15 protein-coding genes are annotated in these 16,424 nt (G+C 65.4%); 12 read left to right on the forward strand and 3 right to left on the reverse strand.

Annotated elements, in window-relative coordinates; genetic code table 11:
* Position 1 precedes the first annotated feature (1 nt).
* The 3 genes from CY658_RS23510 to ompA all read right to left on the reverse strand — a co-directional run bounded on the left by CY658_RS23510 (position 2) and on the right by ompA (position 2,178).
* Positions 2-655, reverse strand: a complete 654-nt coding sequence (locus CY658_RS23510) for an HAD family hydrolase (protein ID WP_374221131.1) — start codon at positions 653-655, stop codon at positions 2-4.
* 14 nt (positions 656-669) lie between these two features.
* Positions 670-1,398, reverse strand: a complete 729-nt coding sequence (gene ubiG / locus CY658_RS23515; RefSeq protein WP_101492497.1) for a bifunctional 2-polyprenyl-6-hydroxyphenol methylase/3-demethylubiquinol 3-O-methyltransferase UbiG — start codon at positions 1,396-1,398, stop codon at positions 670-672.
* 129 nt (positions 1,399-1,527) lie between these two features.
* Positions 1,528-2,178 carry an outer membrane protein OmpA gene (gene ompA, locus CY658_RS23520; RefSeq protein WP_101492498.1) on the reverse strand — a complete coding sequence of 217 codons (651 nt, stop codon included), beginning with the start codon at positions 2,176-2,178 and terminating at the stop codon, positions 1,528-1,530.
* A 224-nt stretch (positions 2,179-2,402) separates the two neighbouring features.
* Between ompA and gyrA the strand changes: the two genes are divergently transcribed.
* From gyrA to CY658_RS23580, 12 genes are all read left to right on the forward strand, one after another.
* The gene (gene gyrA, locus CY658_RS23525; RefSeq protein WP_101492499.1) at positions 2,403-5,048 is read left to right on the forward strand and encodes a DNA gyrase subunit A; all 2,646 of its coding nucleotides are present in this window, start codon (positions 2,403-2,405) and stop codon (positions 5,046-5,048) included.
* Positions 5,045-5,638, forward strand: a complete 594-nt coding sequence (locus CY658_RS23530) for a DUF2059 domain-containing protein (RefSeq protein ID WP_225616959.1) — start codon at positions 5,045-5,047, stop codon at positions 5,636-5,638. Before gyrA ends, CY658_RS23530 begins: the two co-directional genes overlap by 4 nt.
* Positions 5,639-5,644: 6 nt before the next feature.
* Complete coding sequence (serC, locus tag CY658_RS23535; RefSeq protein WP_101492500.1) at positions 5,645-6,775, forward strand: 3-phosphoserine/phosphohydroxythreonine transaminase; 1,131 nt, start codon at positions 5,645-5,647, stop codon at positions 6,773-6,775.
* 24 nt (positions 6,776-6,799) lie between these two features.
* Complete coding sequence (gene pheA / locus CY658_RS23540) at positions 6,800-7,921, forward strand: prephenate dehydratase (RefSeq protein WP_101492501.1); 1,122 nt, start codon at positions 6,800-6,802, stop codon at positions 7,919-7,921.
* 18 nt (positions 7,922-7,939) lie between these two features.
* On the forward strand, positions 7,940-8,833 hold the full coding sequence (locus tag CY658_RS23545; protein ID WP_101492502.1) for a prephenate dehydrogenase: 894 nt from the start codon (positions 7,940-7,942) through the stop codon (positions 8,831-8,833).
* A 1-nt stretch (position 8,834) separates the two neighbouring features.
* On the forward strand, positions 8,835-10,853 hold the full coding sequence (locus tag CY658_RS23550; RefSeq protein WP_101492503.1) for a bifunctional 3-phosphoshikimate 1-carboxyvinyltransferase/cytidylate kinase: 2,019 nt from the start codon (positions 8,835-8,837) through the stop codon (positions 10,851-10,853).
* Positions 10,854-11,051: 198 nt separating this feature from the next.
* The gene (rpsA, locus tag CY658_RS23555) at positions 11,052-12,740 is read left to right on the forward strand and encodes a 30S ribosomal protein S1 (RefSeq protein WP_056582667.1); all 1,689 of its coding nucleotides are present in this window, start codon (positions 11,052-11,054) and stop codon (positions 12,738-12,740) included.
* A gap of 80 nt (positions 12,741-12,820) precedes the next feature.
* Complete coding sequence (locus CY658_RS23560; RefSeq protein ID WP_070064000.1) at positions 12,821-13,147, forward strand: integration host factor subunit beta; 327 nt, start codon at positions 12,821-12,823, stop codon at positions 13,145-13,147.
* Positions 13,148-13,289: 142 nt separating this feature from the next.
* Positions 13,290-13,625 (forward strand): LapA family protein, encoded by a 336-nt coding sequence (locus tag CY658_RS23565; protein ID WP_101492504.1) that lies wholly within the window; start codon positions 13,290-13,292, stop codon positions 13,623-13,625.
* Positions 13,615-14,802 (forward strand): lipopolysaccharide assembly protein LapB, encoded by a 1,188-nt coding sequence (gene lapB / locus CY658_RS23570; RefSeq protein WP_101492505.1) that lies wholly within the window; start codon positions 13,615-13,617, stop codon positions 14,800-14,802. Before CY658_RS23565 ends, lapB begins: the two co-directional genes overlap by 11 nt.
* A 137-nt stretch (positions 14,803-14,939) precedes the next feature.
* Positions 14,940-15,272: a ComEA family DNA-binding protein gene (locus tag CY658_RS23575; RefSeq protein WP_101492506.1), complete on the forward strand. Its 333-nt coding sequence runs from the start codon at positions 14,940-14,942 to the stop codon at positions 15,270-15,272.
* Positions 15,273-15,434: 162 nt separating this feature from the next.
* A complete protein-coding gene (locus CY658_RS23580; RefSeq protein WP_101492507.1) occupies positions 15,435-16,403 on the forward strand; it encodes a TRAP transporter substrate-binding protein in 969 nt (322 codons plus the stop codon).
* Positions 16,404-16,424: the final 21 nt, after the last annotated feature.

The raw sequence follows: 16,424 nt of genomic DNA on the forward strand, positions 1-16,424 counted from the left end.
TTTAGGCGCTATTGAGTAACTTCAAGAGCTCAAGGGGTGAAGAGATTGAAGCATCGGCCCGCCACAGGGTCGAATCGGCCTCTGAGCCCATGTAGCCGTAGGTGGCGGCGACCGTGCGCATGCCCGCGGCGCGGCCCGCGACGATGTCGCGCTCGTCGTCTCCCACGTAGATGCAAGCCTCGGACGCCACGCCAAGGCGGCGCGCCGCCTCGTGCAGCGGCTCGGGGTGCGGCTTGGAGAACGGCGTGGTGTCGCCGCTCACGATGGCGCCCGCGCTCGCGAAGAGCGGCATCGCGCCGGTCAGCGGGTCGGTGAAGCGGGCCGACTTGTTGGTGACCACGCCCCAGCGCAGGCCGCGCTCGCGGATCGCCTCGATCAGCGGCGCCACGCCGTCGAACACGAGCGTGTTGAGCAGCATGCGGCGCTCGTAGGCGACGTAGAACTCCTCGCGCAGCGCGTCGAACTCGGGGGCGTCAGGGGTGATGTCGAACGCCACGCCGAGCATGCCGCGCGCGCCGGCACCGGCCAGCGGGCGGTAGCGCTCCAGCGGGTACGGGGCCAGGCCGCGGTCGGTGCGCATCTTGTCGGCGGCGGCGCCGAGATCGGGCGCGCTGTCGATCAGCGTACCGTCGAGATCGAACAGGACTGCCTGCATCTTTTCTCCCCCCATCATCGGTGCGCCTCCGGCAGCGCGGGCCTCTGGGTCGCGAAGAGGTAGTTGACGCTGGTGTCGGCGCTGAGCCAGTAGCGCCGGGTCAGCGGGTTGTGTTCCATGCCCCGTGTGTGGCGCAGGTCCAGGCGGGCAGCGCGGCAGTAGCCGGCCAGCTCACTGGGACGGATCAGCTTGGGGTACTCGTGCGTGCCGCGCGGCAGCATGCCCAGGACGTACTCGGCGCCCACGATCGCCAACATGAAGGACTTCAGGTTGCGATTGATGGTCGAGAAGAATACCCAGCCGCCTGGTTTCACCAAGGTGGCGCAGGCCTGGATCACCGACGCCGGATCGGGCACGTGCTCCAGCATTTCCATGCAGGTGACGACATCGAAGCTGCCGGGCTGCTCGGCCGCCAGCGCTTCGGCACTGACTTCGCGGTACTTGACGCCACGCGTCCCAGCTTCAAGCGCATGCAGTTGGGCGACCTTGAGCGCCTTGGTCGCCAGGTCGATGCCGAGCACGTCGGCACCCTTACGCGCCATCGAATCGGCCAGGATGCCGCCGCCACAGCCGATATCGACTACACGTTGGCCCGAAATAGGCGCAATACCGTCAATCCAATCGAGTCGCAATGGATTGATTTCGTGCAGCGGGCGGAATTCGCTCTCCAAATCCCACCACCGGTGTGCAAGTTCTGAAAACTTGGCCAGTTCGGCCGGGTCTGCATTCACGTGTTCTGTCATACGGCAATTATGAAGCGAGCAAAGCCCGACTCGAAAGCAATGGGCTTGCGTCAGGCCCGACTGCAATTTCGTCAGGCATAAAAAAACCCCGCCGAAGCGGGGTTTTCATTCGTCGATGGAATCGATCGATCAGTTGGCGCGGGTGCCAACCACTTCGATTTCCACGCGACGGTTCTTGGCGCGGCCTTCCTTGGTGCGGTTGTCAGCCACTGGCTGCTTCTCGCCCTTGCCTTCGGTGTAGACGCGGTTGCGTTCGATGCCCTTCGAGACCAGGAAGGCCTTGACGGCTTCGGCGCGACGCACCGACAGACGCTGGTTGTATGCGTCGGTACCGATGGAGTCGGTGTGACCCACAGCGATGATGACTTCGAGGTTCACGCCACGGATCTTCTCGACCAGGTCGGTCAGCTTGGCGCGACCTTCAGGCTTCAGAACCGACTTGTCGAAGTCGAAGAAGGCGTCAGCAGCGAAGGTGACCTTCGAAGCAGCGACTTGTGCGGGAGGCGGAGCAACCGGAGCGCCAGGCGTAGGAGCCACAGCAGCCGGGCCAGCCGGAACCAGAGCACCGTCGCAACCGGCGGCAGCCGTTGCGGGCGTCCAGTTGGCATCGCGCCAGCACAGTTCGTTCGTGCCGTTCTTCCAGACGAGTTCGCCGGTGCCGTTTTGCCAGTTGTCGATCGTAGGACCGCCGTTCGCAGCGGTGACACGGGTCTGCGCGCCGGCGGCAGTGGCGAGCGCAGCGACTGCAAACATCATCGCCACTTTATTCAGTTTCTTCATGGTTCTCCTCTTGGGGAAAAAGCCGCAGCCGCGCTGCGAATCAAGGACGCTTTAAGTGACCACCACCCAAAACGTTGAGACGATTGTGCCATAGGGTCTTTGGCAAACAGGCCGCTGGACGCCCCCGAAGCGTAGGACGGAGGCGGAATAGAGCCCTTGTGTTGCGGCGGTGCGACACCCCTCACAGCGTAAAATTTCGCCTTCCTGCCGCCAGCCTCTAGCTCATGACCTCCTTCGCCAAAGAAACCCTGCCCATCAGTCTCGAAGAGGAAATGCGCAGCAGCTACCTCGATTACGCCATGAGCGTGATCGTTGGCCGGGCCCTTCCCGACGCCCGCGACGGCCTCAAGCCGGTGCACCGGCGCGTGCTGTACGCGATGCACGAGCTCAACAACGACTGGAACCGGCCGTACAAGAAGTCGGCCCGTATCGTCGGTGACGTGATCGGTAAGTACCACCCGCACGGCGACCAGTCGGTCTACGACACCATCGTCCGGCTGGCCCAGGACTTCTCGATGCGCCACATGCTGGTCGACGGCCAGGGCAACTTCGGGTCGGTCGACGGCGACAACGCGGCCGCAATGCGTTATACGGAAATCCGGCTGGCCAAAATTGCGCATGAAATGCTGGCCGATATCGACAAGGAAACTGTCGACTTTCAGGACAATTACGACGGCTCTGAAAGAGAGCCGAAAGTTTTACCGAGCCAGCTGCCGAATTTGCTGGTCAATGGCTCCGGCGGTATTGCGGTCGGCATGGCCACGAATATCCCGCCGCACAACCTCAATGAAGTGGTCGATGCCTGCCTGCACCTGCTTCGCAACCCCGAAGCCAGCATCGACGAGCTGATGGAGATCGTGCCGGCGCCCGACTTCCCCACCGCCGGCATCATCTACGGCATCAACGGCGTGAAGGACGGCTACCGCACCGGCCGCGGCAAGGTCGTGATGCGCGCCAAGTGCCACTTCGAGGACATCGACCGCGGCCAGCGCCAGGCGATCATCGTTGACGAGCTGCCCTATCAGGTCAACAAGAAGACGCTGCAGGAGCGCATGGCCGAGCTGGTGCACGAGAAAAAAATCGAAGGCATCAGCCACATCCAGGACGAGTCCGACAAGTCGGGCATGCGCCTGGTGATCGAGCTCAAGCGCGGTGAAGTGCCCGAGGTGGTGCTCAACAACCTCTACAAGCAGACGCAGCTGCAGGACACCTTCGGCATCAACATGGTGGCGCTGGTCGACGGCCAGCCCAAGCTGTGCAACCTGAAGGACCTGATCCAGGTCTTCCTGCAGCACCGCCGCGAAGTGGTCACGCGCCGCACAGTCTTCACGCTGCGCAAGGCCCGCGAACGCGGCCACGTGCTCGAAGGCTTGGCGGTGGCGCTGGCCAACATCGACGAGTTCATTCGCATCATCCGCGAATCGCCCACCCCTCCAGTCGCCAAGGCCGAGCTGATGACCCGGGCCTGGGACAGCAAGCTGGTGCGCGAGATGCTCACGCGTTCGCGCGCCGACGGCGGCGTGATCAACGCCGACGACTACCGCCCCGAAGGCCTCGAGCGCGAGTTCGGCATGGGCGGCGATGGCCTGTATCGCCTGTCGGAAACGCAAGCGCAAGAAATCCTGCAGATGCGTCTGCAGCGCCTGACCGGTCTCGAGCAAGACAAGATCGTCGCCGAGTACAAGGAAGTCATGACCGAGATCGACGACCTGCTCGACATCCTGGCCAAGCCCGAACGCGTCTCCATCATCATTGGCGACGAGCTCGGCGAGATCAAGCAGGAGTTCGGTCAAAGCAAGCTCGGCGCCCGCCGCAGCCTGGTCGAGCACAGCGCCTACGACCTCTCGACCGAAGACCTGATCACGCCGACCGACATGGTCGTCACGCTCTCGCACAGCGGCTACATCAAGAGCCAGCCCTTGGGCGAATACCGCGCACAAAAACGCGGCGGCCGCGGCAAGCAGGCCACGGCGACGAAGGAAGACGACTGGATCGACCAGCTCTTCATTGCCAACACGCACGACTACATCCTGTGCTTCTCCAACCGCGGCCGGTTGTACTGGCTCAAGGTGTGGGAAGTGCCTGCGGGTTCGCGCGGTTCGCGCGGGCGTCCCATCGTCAACATGTTCCCGCTGCAGGAAGGCGAGAAGATCAACGTCGCCCTCGCCCTCACCGGCGAGAAGCGCAACTTTCCGGCCGACCAGTACGTGTTCATGTCGACCTCCATGGGCACGGTCAAGAAGACGGCGCTCGACGAATTCAGCAACCCGCGCAAGGGCGGCATCATTGCCGTGAACCTCGATGAAGGCGACTACCTCATCGGCGCGGCGCTCACCGACGGCAAGCACGACGTGATGCTCTTCAGCGACAACGGCAAGGCCGTGCGCTTCGACGAAGAAGACGTCCGCCCGCTGGGCCGCAACGCCCGCGGCGTGCGCGGCATGTCGCTGGAACCGGGCCAGGGCGTGATCGCCATGCTGGTGGCCGAGGACGAACAGCAAAGCGTGCTCACCGCCACCGAAAATGGTTACGGAAAACGTACAAGCATTACCGAATACACCCGTCATGGCCGCGGAACCAAAGGCATGATCGCGATTCAACAGAGTGAGCGCAACGGCAAGGTCGTTGCCGCCACGCTCGTTCATGCGGACGATGAGATCATGCTCATCACCGACAAGGGTGTGCTCGTGCGCACCCGTGTGGCCGAGATTCGCGAACTGGGTCGGGCGACGCAAGGCGTCACGCTGATCGGGCTCGACGAAGGCGCCAAACTCAGCGGGCTTCAACGCATCGTCGAAAACGACGCGGTCGGCGAAAGCGAGCCGGACGCAGACGACACTTCCACATCTTCAACGGAGAATCCTCAGTGAAAAAACAACTCAAGCTCGCACTCCTGACCGCTGCTCTCGCCGGCTCGTCCATGGCCGCCATGGCCCAGGACAAGGCCACGCTGATCAAGCAGTTCATCGAGATCCAGCGCCCCGGCATCGAGTCGCTGGCACGCGGCCTGATCGAGCAGTCGAGCGCCCCCATCGCGCAAGCCGGTTCGCAGTACCTGCAGACGCAAGTGCCCGAAGCCAAGCGCGAATCCGCCGCCAAGGCCGCTGACGCCGAACTGAAGAAGTACTTCGACGACGCCTACCCGGTCGTGCGCGACAAGGCCGTGCAGATCGCCCCTGGCGCCCTGACGCCCATCCTCGAGCAGAACTTCACCGAAGAAGAGCTCAAGCAACTGCTGGCCTGGATCAACTCGCCCCTGAGCAAGAAGTACCAGGAACTGAACCCGAAGATGCAGACCGCTCTGACGGAAAAGCTGGTGACCGACACCCGCGCCACCATCGAACCCAAGATGCGCGCACTCGACACCAACGTCGCCAAGGCCCTCGGAGCTCCGACCGACGGCGCCGCCGCAGCTCCCGCCAAGGCGCCCGCCGCCAAGGCTCCCGCCAAGACAAAGTAAAGCACCGTGACCCAGCAGCAGACGCCGGCCGGCAAGCGCCCCTACAACTTTTCGGCCGGTCCGGCTGCCATGCCGGAGGCGGTGCTGCAACGCGCCGCCTCCGAGATGCTCGATTGGCAGGGCAGCGGCATGAGCGTGATGGAGATGAGCCATCGCGGCAAGGAATTCGGTGCCATCTGCACCCAAGCCGAAGCCGACATCCGCACGCTGCTGGCCATCCCCTCGCACTTTCACATCCTGTTCATGCAGGGTGGCGGACTTGGCGAGAACGCCATCGTGCCGTTGAACCTGTCGCGCGGCGCTGCCGCCGACTTCGTTGTCACCGGCAGCTGGAGCGCCAAGTCGCTCAAGGAAGCGCAGCGCTACTGCACGGCCCGCGTGGCCGCGAGCAACGCTGACAACCAACACACCAAGCTGCCCGATCCCGCAAGCTGGCAGCTGTCCGGCGATGCCTCGTATGTGCACGTGTGCAGCAACGAGACCATCAACGGCATCGAGTTCCAGCAACTCCCCGACCTGGCCGCGCTCGGCAGCAAGGCGCCGCTGGTCATCGATTTTTCTTCCCATGTCGCTTCGCGCAGCGTCGACTGGAGCCGCGTCGGCCTGGCCTTCGGCGGCGCCCAGAAGAACCTCGGCCCCGCCGGCCTGACCATCGTGGTCGTGCGCGACGACCTGCTGGGCCACGCACTCGAGATCTGCCCGAGCGCGTTCAACTACAAGACCGTGGCCGACAACCACTCCATGTACAACACCCCGCCGACCTGGGGCATCTACATGGCGGGGCTCACGTTCCAGTGGTTGCTGCAGCAGACCGAAGGCGCGCTCACCGGCATCGCCGCCATGGAGCAGCGCAACATCGAGAAGGCCACGCTGCTGTACGGCTTCATCGACGGCTCCGACTTCTACGCCAACCGCATCGATGCAAGCTGCCGCTCGCGCATGAACGTGCCGTTCTTCCTGGCCGACGAAAGCCGCAACGAAGCCTTTCTGACCGGTGCGCGCGAAGCCGGGCTGCTGCAACTCAAGGGCCACAAGTCGGTCGGCGGAATGCGTGCGAGCATCTACAACGCCATGCCGCTGGCAGGGGTGCAGGCCTTGGTGGCCTACATGAGAGAATTCGAGCGATCGCATGCGTAGGCGCATGCCCTGTTGCTCGCACCGATGACCGCCTCTGCCCCCACACCACCCACCTCCCCCGACAATTCCGAAAGCCTGGCCGATCTGCGCGTGCAGATCGACTCGCTCGACCAACGGCTCCTGAGCCTGCTCAATGAGCGCGCCCATGTGGCCGAGCTGGTCGGCGAGGTCAAGAAGCGCGAAGGCACGCCGTTCTTCCGCCCCGATCGCGTGGCCGCGGTCATCAACAAGATGCAAAGCAGCAATGGCGGTCCGCTCAAGGACCTCCATGTCGCGGCCATCTGGCGCGAGATCATGTCGGCCTGCCTGGCCCTCGAATCGCCCCAGCGCGTGGCCGTGCTCGGCCCCGAAGGCACCTTCTGCGAACAGGCCGCCATTGAGTACTTCGGCGGCGCCGCCGACCTCATCTACTGCGCCAGCTTCGACGAGGTGTTCCACGCCACGGCCGCGGGCAGCGCCCAGTACGGCGTGGTCGGCGTCGAGAACTCGACCGAAGGCGTGGTCACACGCTCGCTCGACCTGTTCCTGCACTCGCCCACCCATGTCGTCGGCGAAGTCAGCCTGCTGGTACGTCATCACCTGATGCGCAGCAGCAACTCGCTCGAAGGCGTCGAGGCCGTGCTGGCCCACCCGCAGGCACTGGCGCAGTGCCAGACCTGGCTGTCCAAGCACCTGCCCAATGCCGAGCGGCGCGCCGTGTCGAGCAACGCCGAGGGCGCGCGGCTCGCGGCCACGAATCCGGCCTGGGCCGCGCTGGCCGGCGAACGCGCCGCCACCCGCTTCGGCCTGCACATCGTGGCGCACGCCATCCAGGACGACTCGTACAACCGCACCCGCTTCTCGGTGATCTGCCTGCCGCAAACGCTGGCCATGCCACCAGCCTCGGGCAAGGACTGCACGAGCCTCATCGTCTCGGTGCCGAACCGGCCAGGCGCAGTGCACGACCTGCTGGTGCCGTTGAAGGCCAACAACGTGTCGATGACGCGCTTCGAGTCGCGCCCCGCGCGCACCGGCCAGTGGGAGTACTACTTCTACATTGACCTCGACGGCCACCCCTCGCAGCCCAACGTGGCGGCGGCGCTGGCCGACCTGCGTGGCCTCTGCGCCTTCTACAAGGTGCTCGGCGCCTACCCGATCAAAGCCTGAGCCGAACGGACCGACGCGATGTTCGAGCAACTGGGATTGATCGGCTGCGGCCTCATGGGCGGCTCCTTTGCGCTCGCGCTCAAACGCGCGAAGCTGGTGAAACGCGTGGTCGGCTACAGCAAGTCGCCCTCCACCACTGAGCGCGCGCGCCAGCTCGGCGTGATCGATGTGGCGGCGCCGTCGGCGCTGCTGGCGGTGTCGGGCGCCGACCTCGTGCTGCTGGCGGTGCCGGTGGCCGCGTCGGAGGCCACCTTCAAGGCCATTCGCCACGGCATCTCGGCCGACACGCTGGTGATGGACGTCGGCTCGACCAAGGGCGACGTGATCGAAGCCGCGCGCAACGGCCTGCAAAAGCAATTCGCGAACTTCGTGCCAGCCCATCCGATCGCCGGCAAGGAAGTCTCCGGCATCGAGCATGCCGAAGCCTCGCTGTTCACTGGCCGCCAGGTCGTGCTGACCCCCGTCAAGACCACGCTGCGCTCGAACGTGCAACGCGCGTCGCAGGTGTGGAGCGGCATCGGCGCCAACGTCGTCACCATGACGTACGAAGAGCATGACGCCGCCTTCGCTGCCGTGAGCCACCTGCCGCACCTTCTGGCCTTCGCCTACACCAACGCCCTCACCGGCCAGCCGCAGGGCGACCGCTTCCTGAGCCTCGCGGGCCCGGGCTTTCGCGATTTCTCGCGCATCGCCGCCAGCGACCCGGTCATGTGGCGCGACGTGCTGCTCGCCAATCGCGAGCAGGTGCTGCAGCAGTCGCAGGCCTTCCGCAAGGCGCTGGAAGACCTCGAGGCGCTGATGACCGCGGGCGACCTGCAAGGCCTGGAGCAATCCATCGCCGCCGCCAGCAAGGCGCGCGCCGCCTGGCGGCCGAATTCGAGCACTGACGCTCTGGCCCAGCAGGACAGCTGACATGTTCTCAACTGCCTTCCTCGACCTCCCGCCCCTCGTAGGCGCCGCCGGCACGGTCCGGCTACCGGGCTCCAAGAGCATTTCCAACCGCGTGCTGCTGCTGGCCGCGCTCGCCAGCGGCACCACCACGATCCACGACCTGCTCGATTCCGACGACACGCGCGTGATGCTCGACGCGCTGCGCGCGCTGGGCTGCGGCATCGAGCCGACCGGCAGTTCGCTGTGCATCACGGGCCTGGGCGGCCAGTTGCCGTCGGCGCTGGGCGCGACGCTGCTGCCGCTGTTCCTGGGCAACGCCGGCACGGCCATGCGTCCGTTGACCGCAGCGCTGTCGCTGCTCGGCGGCGAGTTCGAGCTCAGCGGCGTGCCGCGCATGCACGAGCGCCCGATCGGCGACCTGGTCGACGCGCTCACGCAGTTGGGCTGCCGCATCGACTACCTCGGCAACCCTGGCTATCCGCCGCTGCGCATCCACCCCGTGTCGCACGACGAGCTGGCGCTCGGTGCGCCGATCCGCGTACGCGGCGACGTGTCGAGCCAGTTCCTGACCGCCCTGCTGCTGGCGCTGCCGCTCGCGGCGGCCAACGACATCGTGATCGAGGTCGTCGGCGAGCTGATTTCCAAGCCCTACATCGAGATCACGCTGAACCTGCTGGCGCGCTTCGGCATCACGGTACAGCGCGACGGCTGGGAGCGCTTCACCATCCCCGCCGGCAGCCGCTACAGCTCGCCGGGCGAGATCCACGTCGAGGCGGACGCCTCATCTGCTAGCTATTTCATAGCGCTTGGCGCCATCGCGACGGGCGTTTCGGGCCAGAGCGGCATCCGCATCGAAGGCGTTGGCGCGGCTTCGATCCAGGGCGACATCCGTTTCATCGATGCCGCCGCGCAAATGGGTGCGCTGGTCGACAGCGGCCCGAACTGGCTCGAAATCCGCCGCGGCGCCTGGCCCCTCAAGGCCATCGACCTCGACGCGAACCACATCCCCGATGCCGCCATGACGCTGGCCGTCATGGCGCTGTACGCCGACGGCCCCAGCACGCTGCGCAACATCGCGAGCTGGCGCGTGAAGGAAACCGACCGCATCGACGCCATGGCGAACGAGCTGCAAAAGCTCGGCGCCACGGTCGAGGCCGGGCCGGACTTCATCCGCGTCCACCCCCTGCCCGCCGCCGGCTGGCGGCCCGCCAGCATCCGCACCTATGACGACCACCGGGTCGCCATGTGCTTCTCGCTCGCGGCCTTCAATCCGGCCGGCGTGCCGGTGCGCATCCTCGAACCGCACTGCGTCGCCAAGACCTTCCCCGACTACTTCGAAACCCTGTTCTCGGTGGCCGAGGCTGCTGATGTGCCCGTGATCTGCATCGACGGCCCGACCGCCTCGGGCAAGGGCACGCTGGCCGCCGAGGTGGCGCGCCTGCTGGGCTACCACTACCTCGATTCGGGCTCGCTCTACCGCGTGACCGGGCTGGCCGCCCGCCGCGCCGGCCTGGAGGCCACCGCCGCGAACGAGGCGCAGATTGCCGCCCTCGCCTCCGCCCTGCCCCTGCAGTTCACCGAGGGCAAGGTGCTGCTGGCCGGAGAAGACGTCAGCGACGACATCCGCACCGAAGCCGCCGGCATGGACGCCTCGCGCGTCTCCGCGCTGCCGGCCGTGCGCGAGGCGCTGCAAGACCTGCAACATCGCTTCCGGCGCCTGCCCGGCCTCGTGGCCGACGGGCGCGACATGGGCACCGTGATCTTCCTCGACGCGGCGCTCAAGGTGTTCCTCACGGCGGGTGCCGCCCAGCGCGCCGAACGGCGGCATAAGCAGTTGATTTCAAAGGGTATTTCGACTACACTCGACAGTCTTCGCTCCGACTTGGAAGCACGTGACGCCCGGGACTCTTCCCGCAGCGTCGCCCCTCTGAAGCCGGCGCAGGACGCTCGCCACCTCGACAACTCCCAGCTGTCCATCGAACACTCGATCGACACGGTGTTGAACTGGTGGCAGCAAGTGCAGCCCTTCAAGTCCGCTTGAAGGGCTTGCGTCTCCCGGGTGTTCCGGGTGGCGCCTACCGCTCCAGCAGGCTCCTTCCGCGCGACAGCGCACTGGCCTGCTGGTTGTTCAACCAACCGGGCTCACGCCCACAACCTAACCGCCGTCTACAGACCTCCAGCAGCCGCACGCAATTTCGCAAGAGCGCCTGCCAACCCTGCCTGACGGAAGGAACCATAAATGTCTGAATCTTTTGCCGACCTATTCGAAGAGTCCCTGAAGCGTTCCGAAATGCGCAGCGGCGAGGTCATCACGGCCGAAGTCGTGCGCGTCGAACACAACCACGTCGTCGTCAACGCCGGTCTGAAGTCCGAAGCGTATGTGCCGATCGAAGAGTTCAAGAACGACAAGGGCGAACTCGAAGTCCAGGCCGGCGATTTCGTTTCCGTTGCTATCGGCAGCGTTGAAAACGGCTACGGCGACACCATCCTCTCGCGCGACACCGCCAAGCGTCTGGCTTCGTGGCTCGCCCTCGAGAAGGCCCTGGAATCGGGCGACTTCGTCACCGGCACCACCAGCGGCAAGGTCAAGGGCGGTCTGACCGTTCTGGTCAACGGCATCCGCGCATTCCTGCCGGGCTCGCTGATCGACACGCGTCCGATCAAGGACCTGACCCCGTACGAAAACAAGACCCTCGAATTCAAGGTCATCAAGCTCGATCGCAAGCGCAACAACGTCGTGCTGTCGCGCCGTGCCGTGGTCGAAGCCAGCATGGGCGAAGAGCGCGCCAAGCTGATGGAAACCCTGAAGGAAGGCGCTGTTGTCCGCGGCGTGGTCAAGAACATCACCGAATACGGTGCGTTCGTGGACCTCGGCGGCATCGACGGCCTGCTGCACATCACCGACATGGCATGGCGCCGTGTTCGCCACCCGAGCGAAGTCGTTCAGGCCGGCCAGGAAATCACCGCCAAGATCCTCAAGTTCGACACCGAAAAGAACCGTGTCTCGCTGGGTCTCAAGCAAATGGGTGACGACCCGTGGATGGGCGTTTCGCGCCGCTACCCACAATCGACCCGCCTGTTCGGCAAGGTCACGAACATTGCCGACTACGGCGCGTTCGTCGAACTCGAACCCGGCATCGAAGGCCTGGTGCACGTCTCCGAAATGGACTGGACCAACAAGAACATCGCTCCGAACAAGATCGTCTCGCTGGGCGACGAAGTCGAAGTCATGGTTCTCGAAATCGACGAAGACAAGCGCCGCATCAGCCTGGGCATGAAGCAGTGCAAGGCCAACCCGTGGCAAGAGTTCGCTCAGAACACGAAGCGTGGCGACCGCGTCAAGGGCCCGATCAAGTCGATCACCGACTTCGGCGTGTTCGTGGGTCTGGCTGCCGGCATCGACGGCCTGGTGCACCTCTCGGACCTCTCGTGGAACGAAACCGGCGAAACCGCCGTTCGCAACTACAAGAAGGGCCAGGAAGTCGAAGCGATCGTGCTGGCTGTCGACGTCGACCGCGAACGCATCTCGCTGGGCATCAAGCAGCTCGACAGCGATCCGTTCACCACGTTCACCACCGTGAACGACAAGGGCCAGATCGTGACCGGCAAGGTCAAGACCGTGGACGCCCGCGGCGCTGAAATCGACCTCGGCGAAGACATCATCGGCTACCTGCGTGCTTCGGAAATCTCGCGCGACCGCGTTGAAGATGCCCGCAACGTGCTCAAGGAAGGCGACGAAGTCACGGCCATCGTGGTGAATGTGGATCGCAAGACCCGCAACATCCAGCTGTCGATCAAGCAGAAGGACATGGTTGACGAACAAGGCGCCATGGCCAACCTGAGCCAGCAGTCGGCACGCGAAAACGCGGGCACGACCAGCCTGGGCGCCCTGCTGCGCGCCAAGCTCGACAACAGCGACAACAAGTAAGCTGAGTCCGAAGACAGAGGCAGGCCCCCGGGGCCGCTCTGTCTTTTTTTTCGTCCACGTTTTTCGTTTATGTTTGGCCTATGACCCGCTCAGACCTCGTCGAAGAACTCGCCGCCCGTTTCGCGCAGCTCACGCACCGTGATGCCGAATACGCCGTCAAGACCATCCTGGACGCGATGAGCGACGCGCTGGTGCGCGGCCACCGCATCGAGATCCGTGGCTTCGGCAGCTTCTCGGTCAACCGCCGTCCGCCGCGCATCGGCCGCAACCCGCGTTCGGGTGAGAGCGTGCAGATCCCCGAGAAGCGCGTGCCGCACTTCAAGCCGGGCAAGGCACTGCGCGAAGCCGTCGACGCGAAGACCGCCGAGCTCGATGCAGGCAAGGAAGCCCAAGGCCAACTCCGGTGACAATCGCCCCGGCCCCTTCCAGGGGGCCGCCGCGCACGGCCGCCCGAAGCGGCCGGCCCGCCCCCGGTAGGGGGTTGGCGAAGCGACACGAAGTGCGCGCAGCCTGGGGGCGAGCAATAATCCACCGGCAACGGGAACAGCTATGAAATACCTCCTGTGGCTGCTCAAGGCAGCCATTTTTTTTACGCTCTTCGCCTTCGCGCTGAACAACCAGCACGACGCGACCGTCTACTTCTTCTTCGGAACCCACTGGCGTGCGCCGCTGGTGCTCGTCGTGCTTGCGGCCTTTGCCGGCGGGCTCGTGGTCGGCGCGCTGGGCATGCTGCCCGGCTGGTGGAAGCACCGCGCCGCAGCAGCCCAAGTGCCCGCGGTTTCCGAAACCCCTTCGCCCGCGCCGCTGGCTGCCGCCACCGCCTCCGCGACCGTGCCGTCCATCTCGGCCACCGACCTTCCCGCCGTACGTCAACATGGACTTTGATCCCAGCTGGCTGCTGATCGGCCTGCCCGTCGCCTTCGTGCTGGGCTGGCTCGCATCGCGCTTCGACATCCGCCAGCTCAAGCTCGAGAACCGGCAGGCGCCCAAGGCCTACTTTCGCGGCCTGAACTTCCTGCTCAACGAGCAGCAGGACCAGGCCATCGACGCCTTCATCGAGGCCGTGCAGAACGACCCCGACACGCAGGAGCTGCACTTCGCGCTCGGCAACCTGTTCCGCCGCCGCGGCGAGTACCAGCGCGCCGTGCGCGTGCACGAGCACCTGCTGGGCCGGGGCGACCTGAGCCGTGTCGACCGCGAGCGCGCACAGCATGCGCTGGCGCAAGACTTCCTGCGCGCCGGCCTGCTCGACCGCGCCGAAGCCGCGCTGCAGAAACTCGAAGGCACGCGCTACGAGAACGAAGCGCGTCTTTCGCTGCTGGCCATCTACGAACGCTCGCGTGAATGGGCCCAAGCCGCCGACGTGGCGCAGAAGCTCGACGAGTCCGACCAGGCCAGCTACGCCACGCGCCGCGCCCATCACCTGTGCGAGCAGGCCAACGAACGCGTCGCAGTGGGCGACCCGACGGGCGCCGGCGACCTACTCACGCAGGCCCGCGCGCTGGCGCCGCAAGCCCCGCGGCCGGCCATCGACACCGCCACCTTGCAACTGCGCAACGGCGAAGCCGCCGCGGCCTTCGACACGCTCGAAGGGCTCAGCGACACGGCGCCGCTGGCGCTGCCGCTCTACGCCGCGGCGCTGCAGAAGGCGGCCGTGGCCGCGCAGCGCGAAGGCGGGGCGCTGGCGCTGCTGCAACGACGCTATGCCGAGTCGCCGTCGATCGACGTGCTCGAAGCGATGATCGCGCTCGGCGGCACGCCCGATGCCACGCCATCGGACGCGACCGACACGCCCACCGAAGCCCCCTCACCGCGCGACAGCTACATCGCCCACCTCGCGCACCAGCCGTCGCTGGTCGCCGCCTCGCGCTGGCTGGCCGGCGAACGCTTCGAGCACGAGCAGTTCCACCCGCAGGTGCAACGCGCGCTCGACCAGGCCACCCGTCCGCTCATGCGCTACCGCTGCGCGGCCTGCGGCTTCGAGGCGCACCAGTACTTCTGGCACTGCCCCGGCTGCCAGGCCTGGGACAGCTATCCGCCGCGTCGCGTGGAAGAACTCTGACCACGGTTCTGAACAATCGTCACACGGGGCCTTTGGCCCCGTTTTCACGTCAACTGCTGCACTCGCCCTCTCGTTGAGCCGAAGCCGATATTCCTGTCGGCTTAGCCATACCAACAATTGAAGAGGGAGTTTTCATCATGATCAAGAAAATCATCGCCACGCTCGCCATGTGCTTCGCGGCCATCTCGTTCGCTGCCGTCGACGCCAACAAGGGCAGTGCCGCCGACCTCGACGGCCTCAAGGGCGTCGGCCCCTCGCTGTCCAAGCGCATCCTCGACGCCCGCAAGGAAGGCGAGTTCAAGGACTGGCCCGACCTCATGCAGCGCGTGAAAGGCGTGAAGGAAAAGAGCGCGGCCAAGCTGTCGGCCGAGGGCCTGACGGTCAACGGCCAGAGCTTCAACGGTGCGGCGGCCCCGGCCAAGGCAAGCAAGGCCGCCAAGGTGGCCGAAGCGAAACCCGCCAAGCAGTGACACCACGCTGAAACGAAGAAACCGCCCCCGAGGCGGTTTTTTTACGTCCGCACTTTCTGCCGCATCGACACCACATGGCAGGGAAATGCCTCAGCGAATGGCCCGGAATTTGCACGTATGCTTTTCTTTCATCCAGCTTTAACCACATTCCGGAGCGCGTCCATGAATCACAAGTTCGGCATTGCCCTGGCGGGCCTCACCCTTGGCGCTGCCGCCTTCGCGCAAACCAAGTGGGACCTGCCCACCGCCTACCCGACGACCAATTTCCACACCGAGAACATCACGCAGTTCGCGAGCGATGTGGACAAGGGCAGCGGCGGCAAGCTCAAGATCACGGTGCATGCCAACGCGTCGCTGTTCAAGGCGCCCGAGATCAAGCGTGCCGTGCAGGGCGGCCAGGCGCAGCTCGGCGAGATCCTGCTGGTGAACTACCAGAACGAATGGCAGATGTTCGGTGCCGACGGCATCCCCTTCCTGGCCGACAGCTACGACGCCGCCTGGAAGCTCTACCAGGCACAGAAGCCCGCGCTCGAGAAGAAGCTGGGCGAACAGGGCATCCAGCTGCTCTACGCCGTGGCATGGCCGCCGCAAGGCATCTTCGTGAAGAAGGAAATCGCCTCGGCCGCCGACCTGAAGGGCGTGAAGTGGCGCGCCTACAGCCCCGCCACCGCACGCATCGGCGAACTCGTCGGCGCGCAGCCCGTCACCGTGCAGCAGGCCGAGCTGTCGCAGGCCATGGCCACGGGCGTGATCGAGTCGTACATGTCTTCGGGCTCCACCGGCTACGACACCAAGACCTACGAGTACATCAAGAACTTCTACGACACCCAGGCCTGGCTGCCGAAGAACGCGGTGCTCATGAACAAGAAGGCCTTCGACGCGCTCGACAAGCCCGTGCAGCAGGCGCTGCTCAAGGCCGCGGCCGATGCCGAGAAGCGCGGCTGGGACACCTCGAAGAAGAAGAACGTCGAGTACCTCGACCTGCTCAAGAAAAACGGCATGACGGTGCACGTGCCCTCGGCGCAGCTCAAGGCCGACATGAAGAAGGTCGGCGACACCATGATCAAGGAGTGGACCGAGAAGGCCGGCCCCGAAGGCCAGGCCGTCGTCGACGCCTACAAGAAGATGTGACCCGGCTTCGCACGCACGGCA

Source organism: Variovorax sp. RO1 (genome assembly GCF_002849325.1).
Lineage (GTDB): Bacteria > Pseudomonadota > Gammaproteobacteria > Burkholderiales > Burkholderiaceae_C > Variovorax.

What these genes read in the sequence shown, in the direction of transcription:
- pheA (WP_101492501.1), top strand. Translation starts at nt 6,800, where the DNA reads ATGACCGCCTCTGCCCCCACACCACCCACCTCCCCCGACAATTCCGAA.
- CY658_RS23510 (WP_374221131.1), bottom strand. Translation starts at nt 655, where the DNA reads ATGCAGGCAGTCCTGTTCGATCTCGACGGTACGCTGATCGACAGCGCG.
- CY658_RS23565 (WP_101492504.1), top strand. Translation starts at nt 13,290, where the DNA reads ATGAAATACCTCCTGTGGCTGCTCAAGGCAGCCATTTTTTTTACGCTC.
- CY658_RS23575 (WP_101492506.1), top strand. Translation starts at nt 14,940, where the DNA reads ATGATCAAGAAAATCATCGCCACGCTCGCCATGTGCTTCGCGGCCATC.
- CY658_RS23580 (WP_101492507.1), top strand. Translation starts at nt 15,435, where the DNA reads ATGAATCACAAGTTCGGCATTGCCCTGGCGGGCCTCACCCTTGGCGCT.
- gyrA (WP_101492499.1), top strand. Translation starts at nt 2,403, where the DNA reads ATGACCTCCTTCGCCAAAGAAACCCTGCCCATCAGTCTCGAAGAGGAA.
- ompA (WP_101492498.1), bottom strand. Translation starts at nt 2,178, where the DNA reads ATGAAGAAACTGAATAAAGTGGCGATGATGTTTGCAGTCGCTGCGCTC.
- lapB (WP_101492505.1), top strand. Translation starts at nt 13,615, where the DNA reads ATGGACTTTGATCCCAGCTGGCTGCTGATCGGCCTGCCCGTCGCCTTC.
- CY658_RS23560 (WP_070064000.1), top strand. Translation starts at nt 12,821, where the DNA reads ATGACCCGCTCAGACCTCGTCGAAGAACTCGCCGCCCGTTTCGCGCAG.
- CY658_RS23545 (WP_101492502.1), top strand. Translation starts at nt 7,940, where the DNA reads ATGTTCGAGCAACTGGGATTGATCGGCTGCGGCCTCATGGGCGGCTCC.
- CY658_RS23550 (WP_101492503.1), top strand. Translation starts at nt 8,835, where the DNA reads ATGTTCTCAACTGCCTTCCTCGACCTCCCGCCCCTCGTAGGCGCCGCC.
- ubiG (WP_101492497.1), bottom strand. Translation starts at nt 1,398, where the DNA reads ATGACAGAACACGTGAATGCAGACCCGGCCGAACTGGCCAAGTTTTCA.
- rpsA (WP_056582667.1), top strand. Translation starts at nt 11,052, where the DNA reads ATGTCTGAATCTTTTGCCGACCTATTCGAAGAGTCCCTGAAGCGTTCC.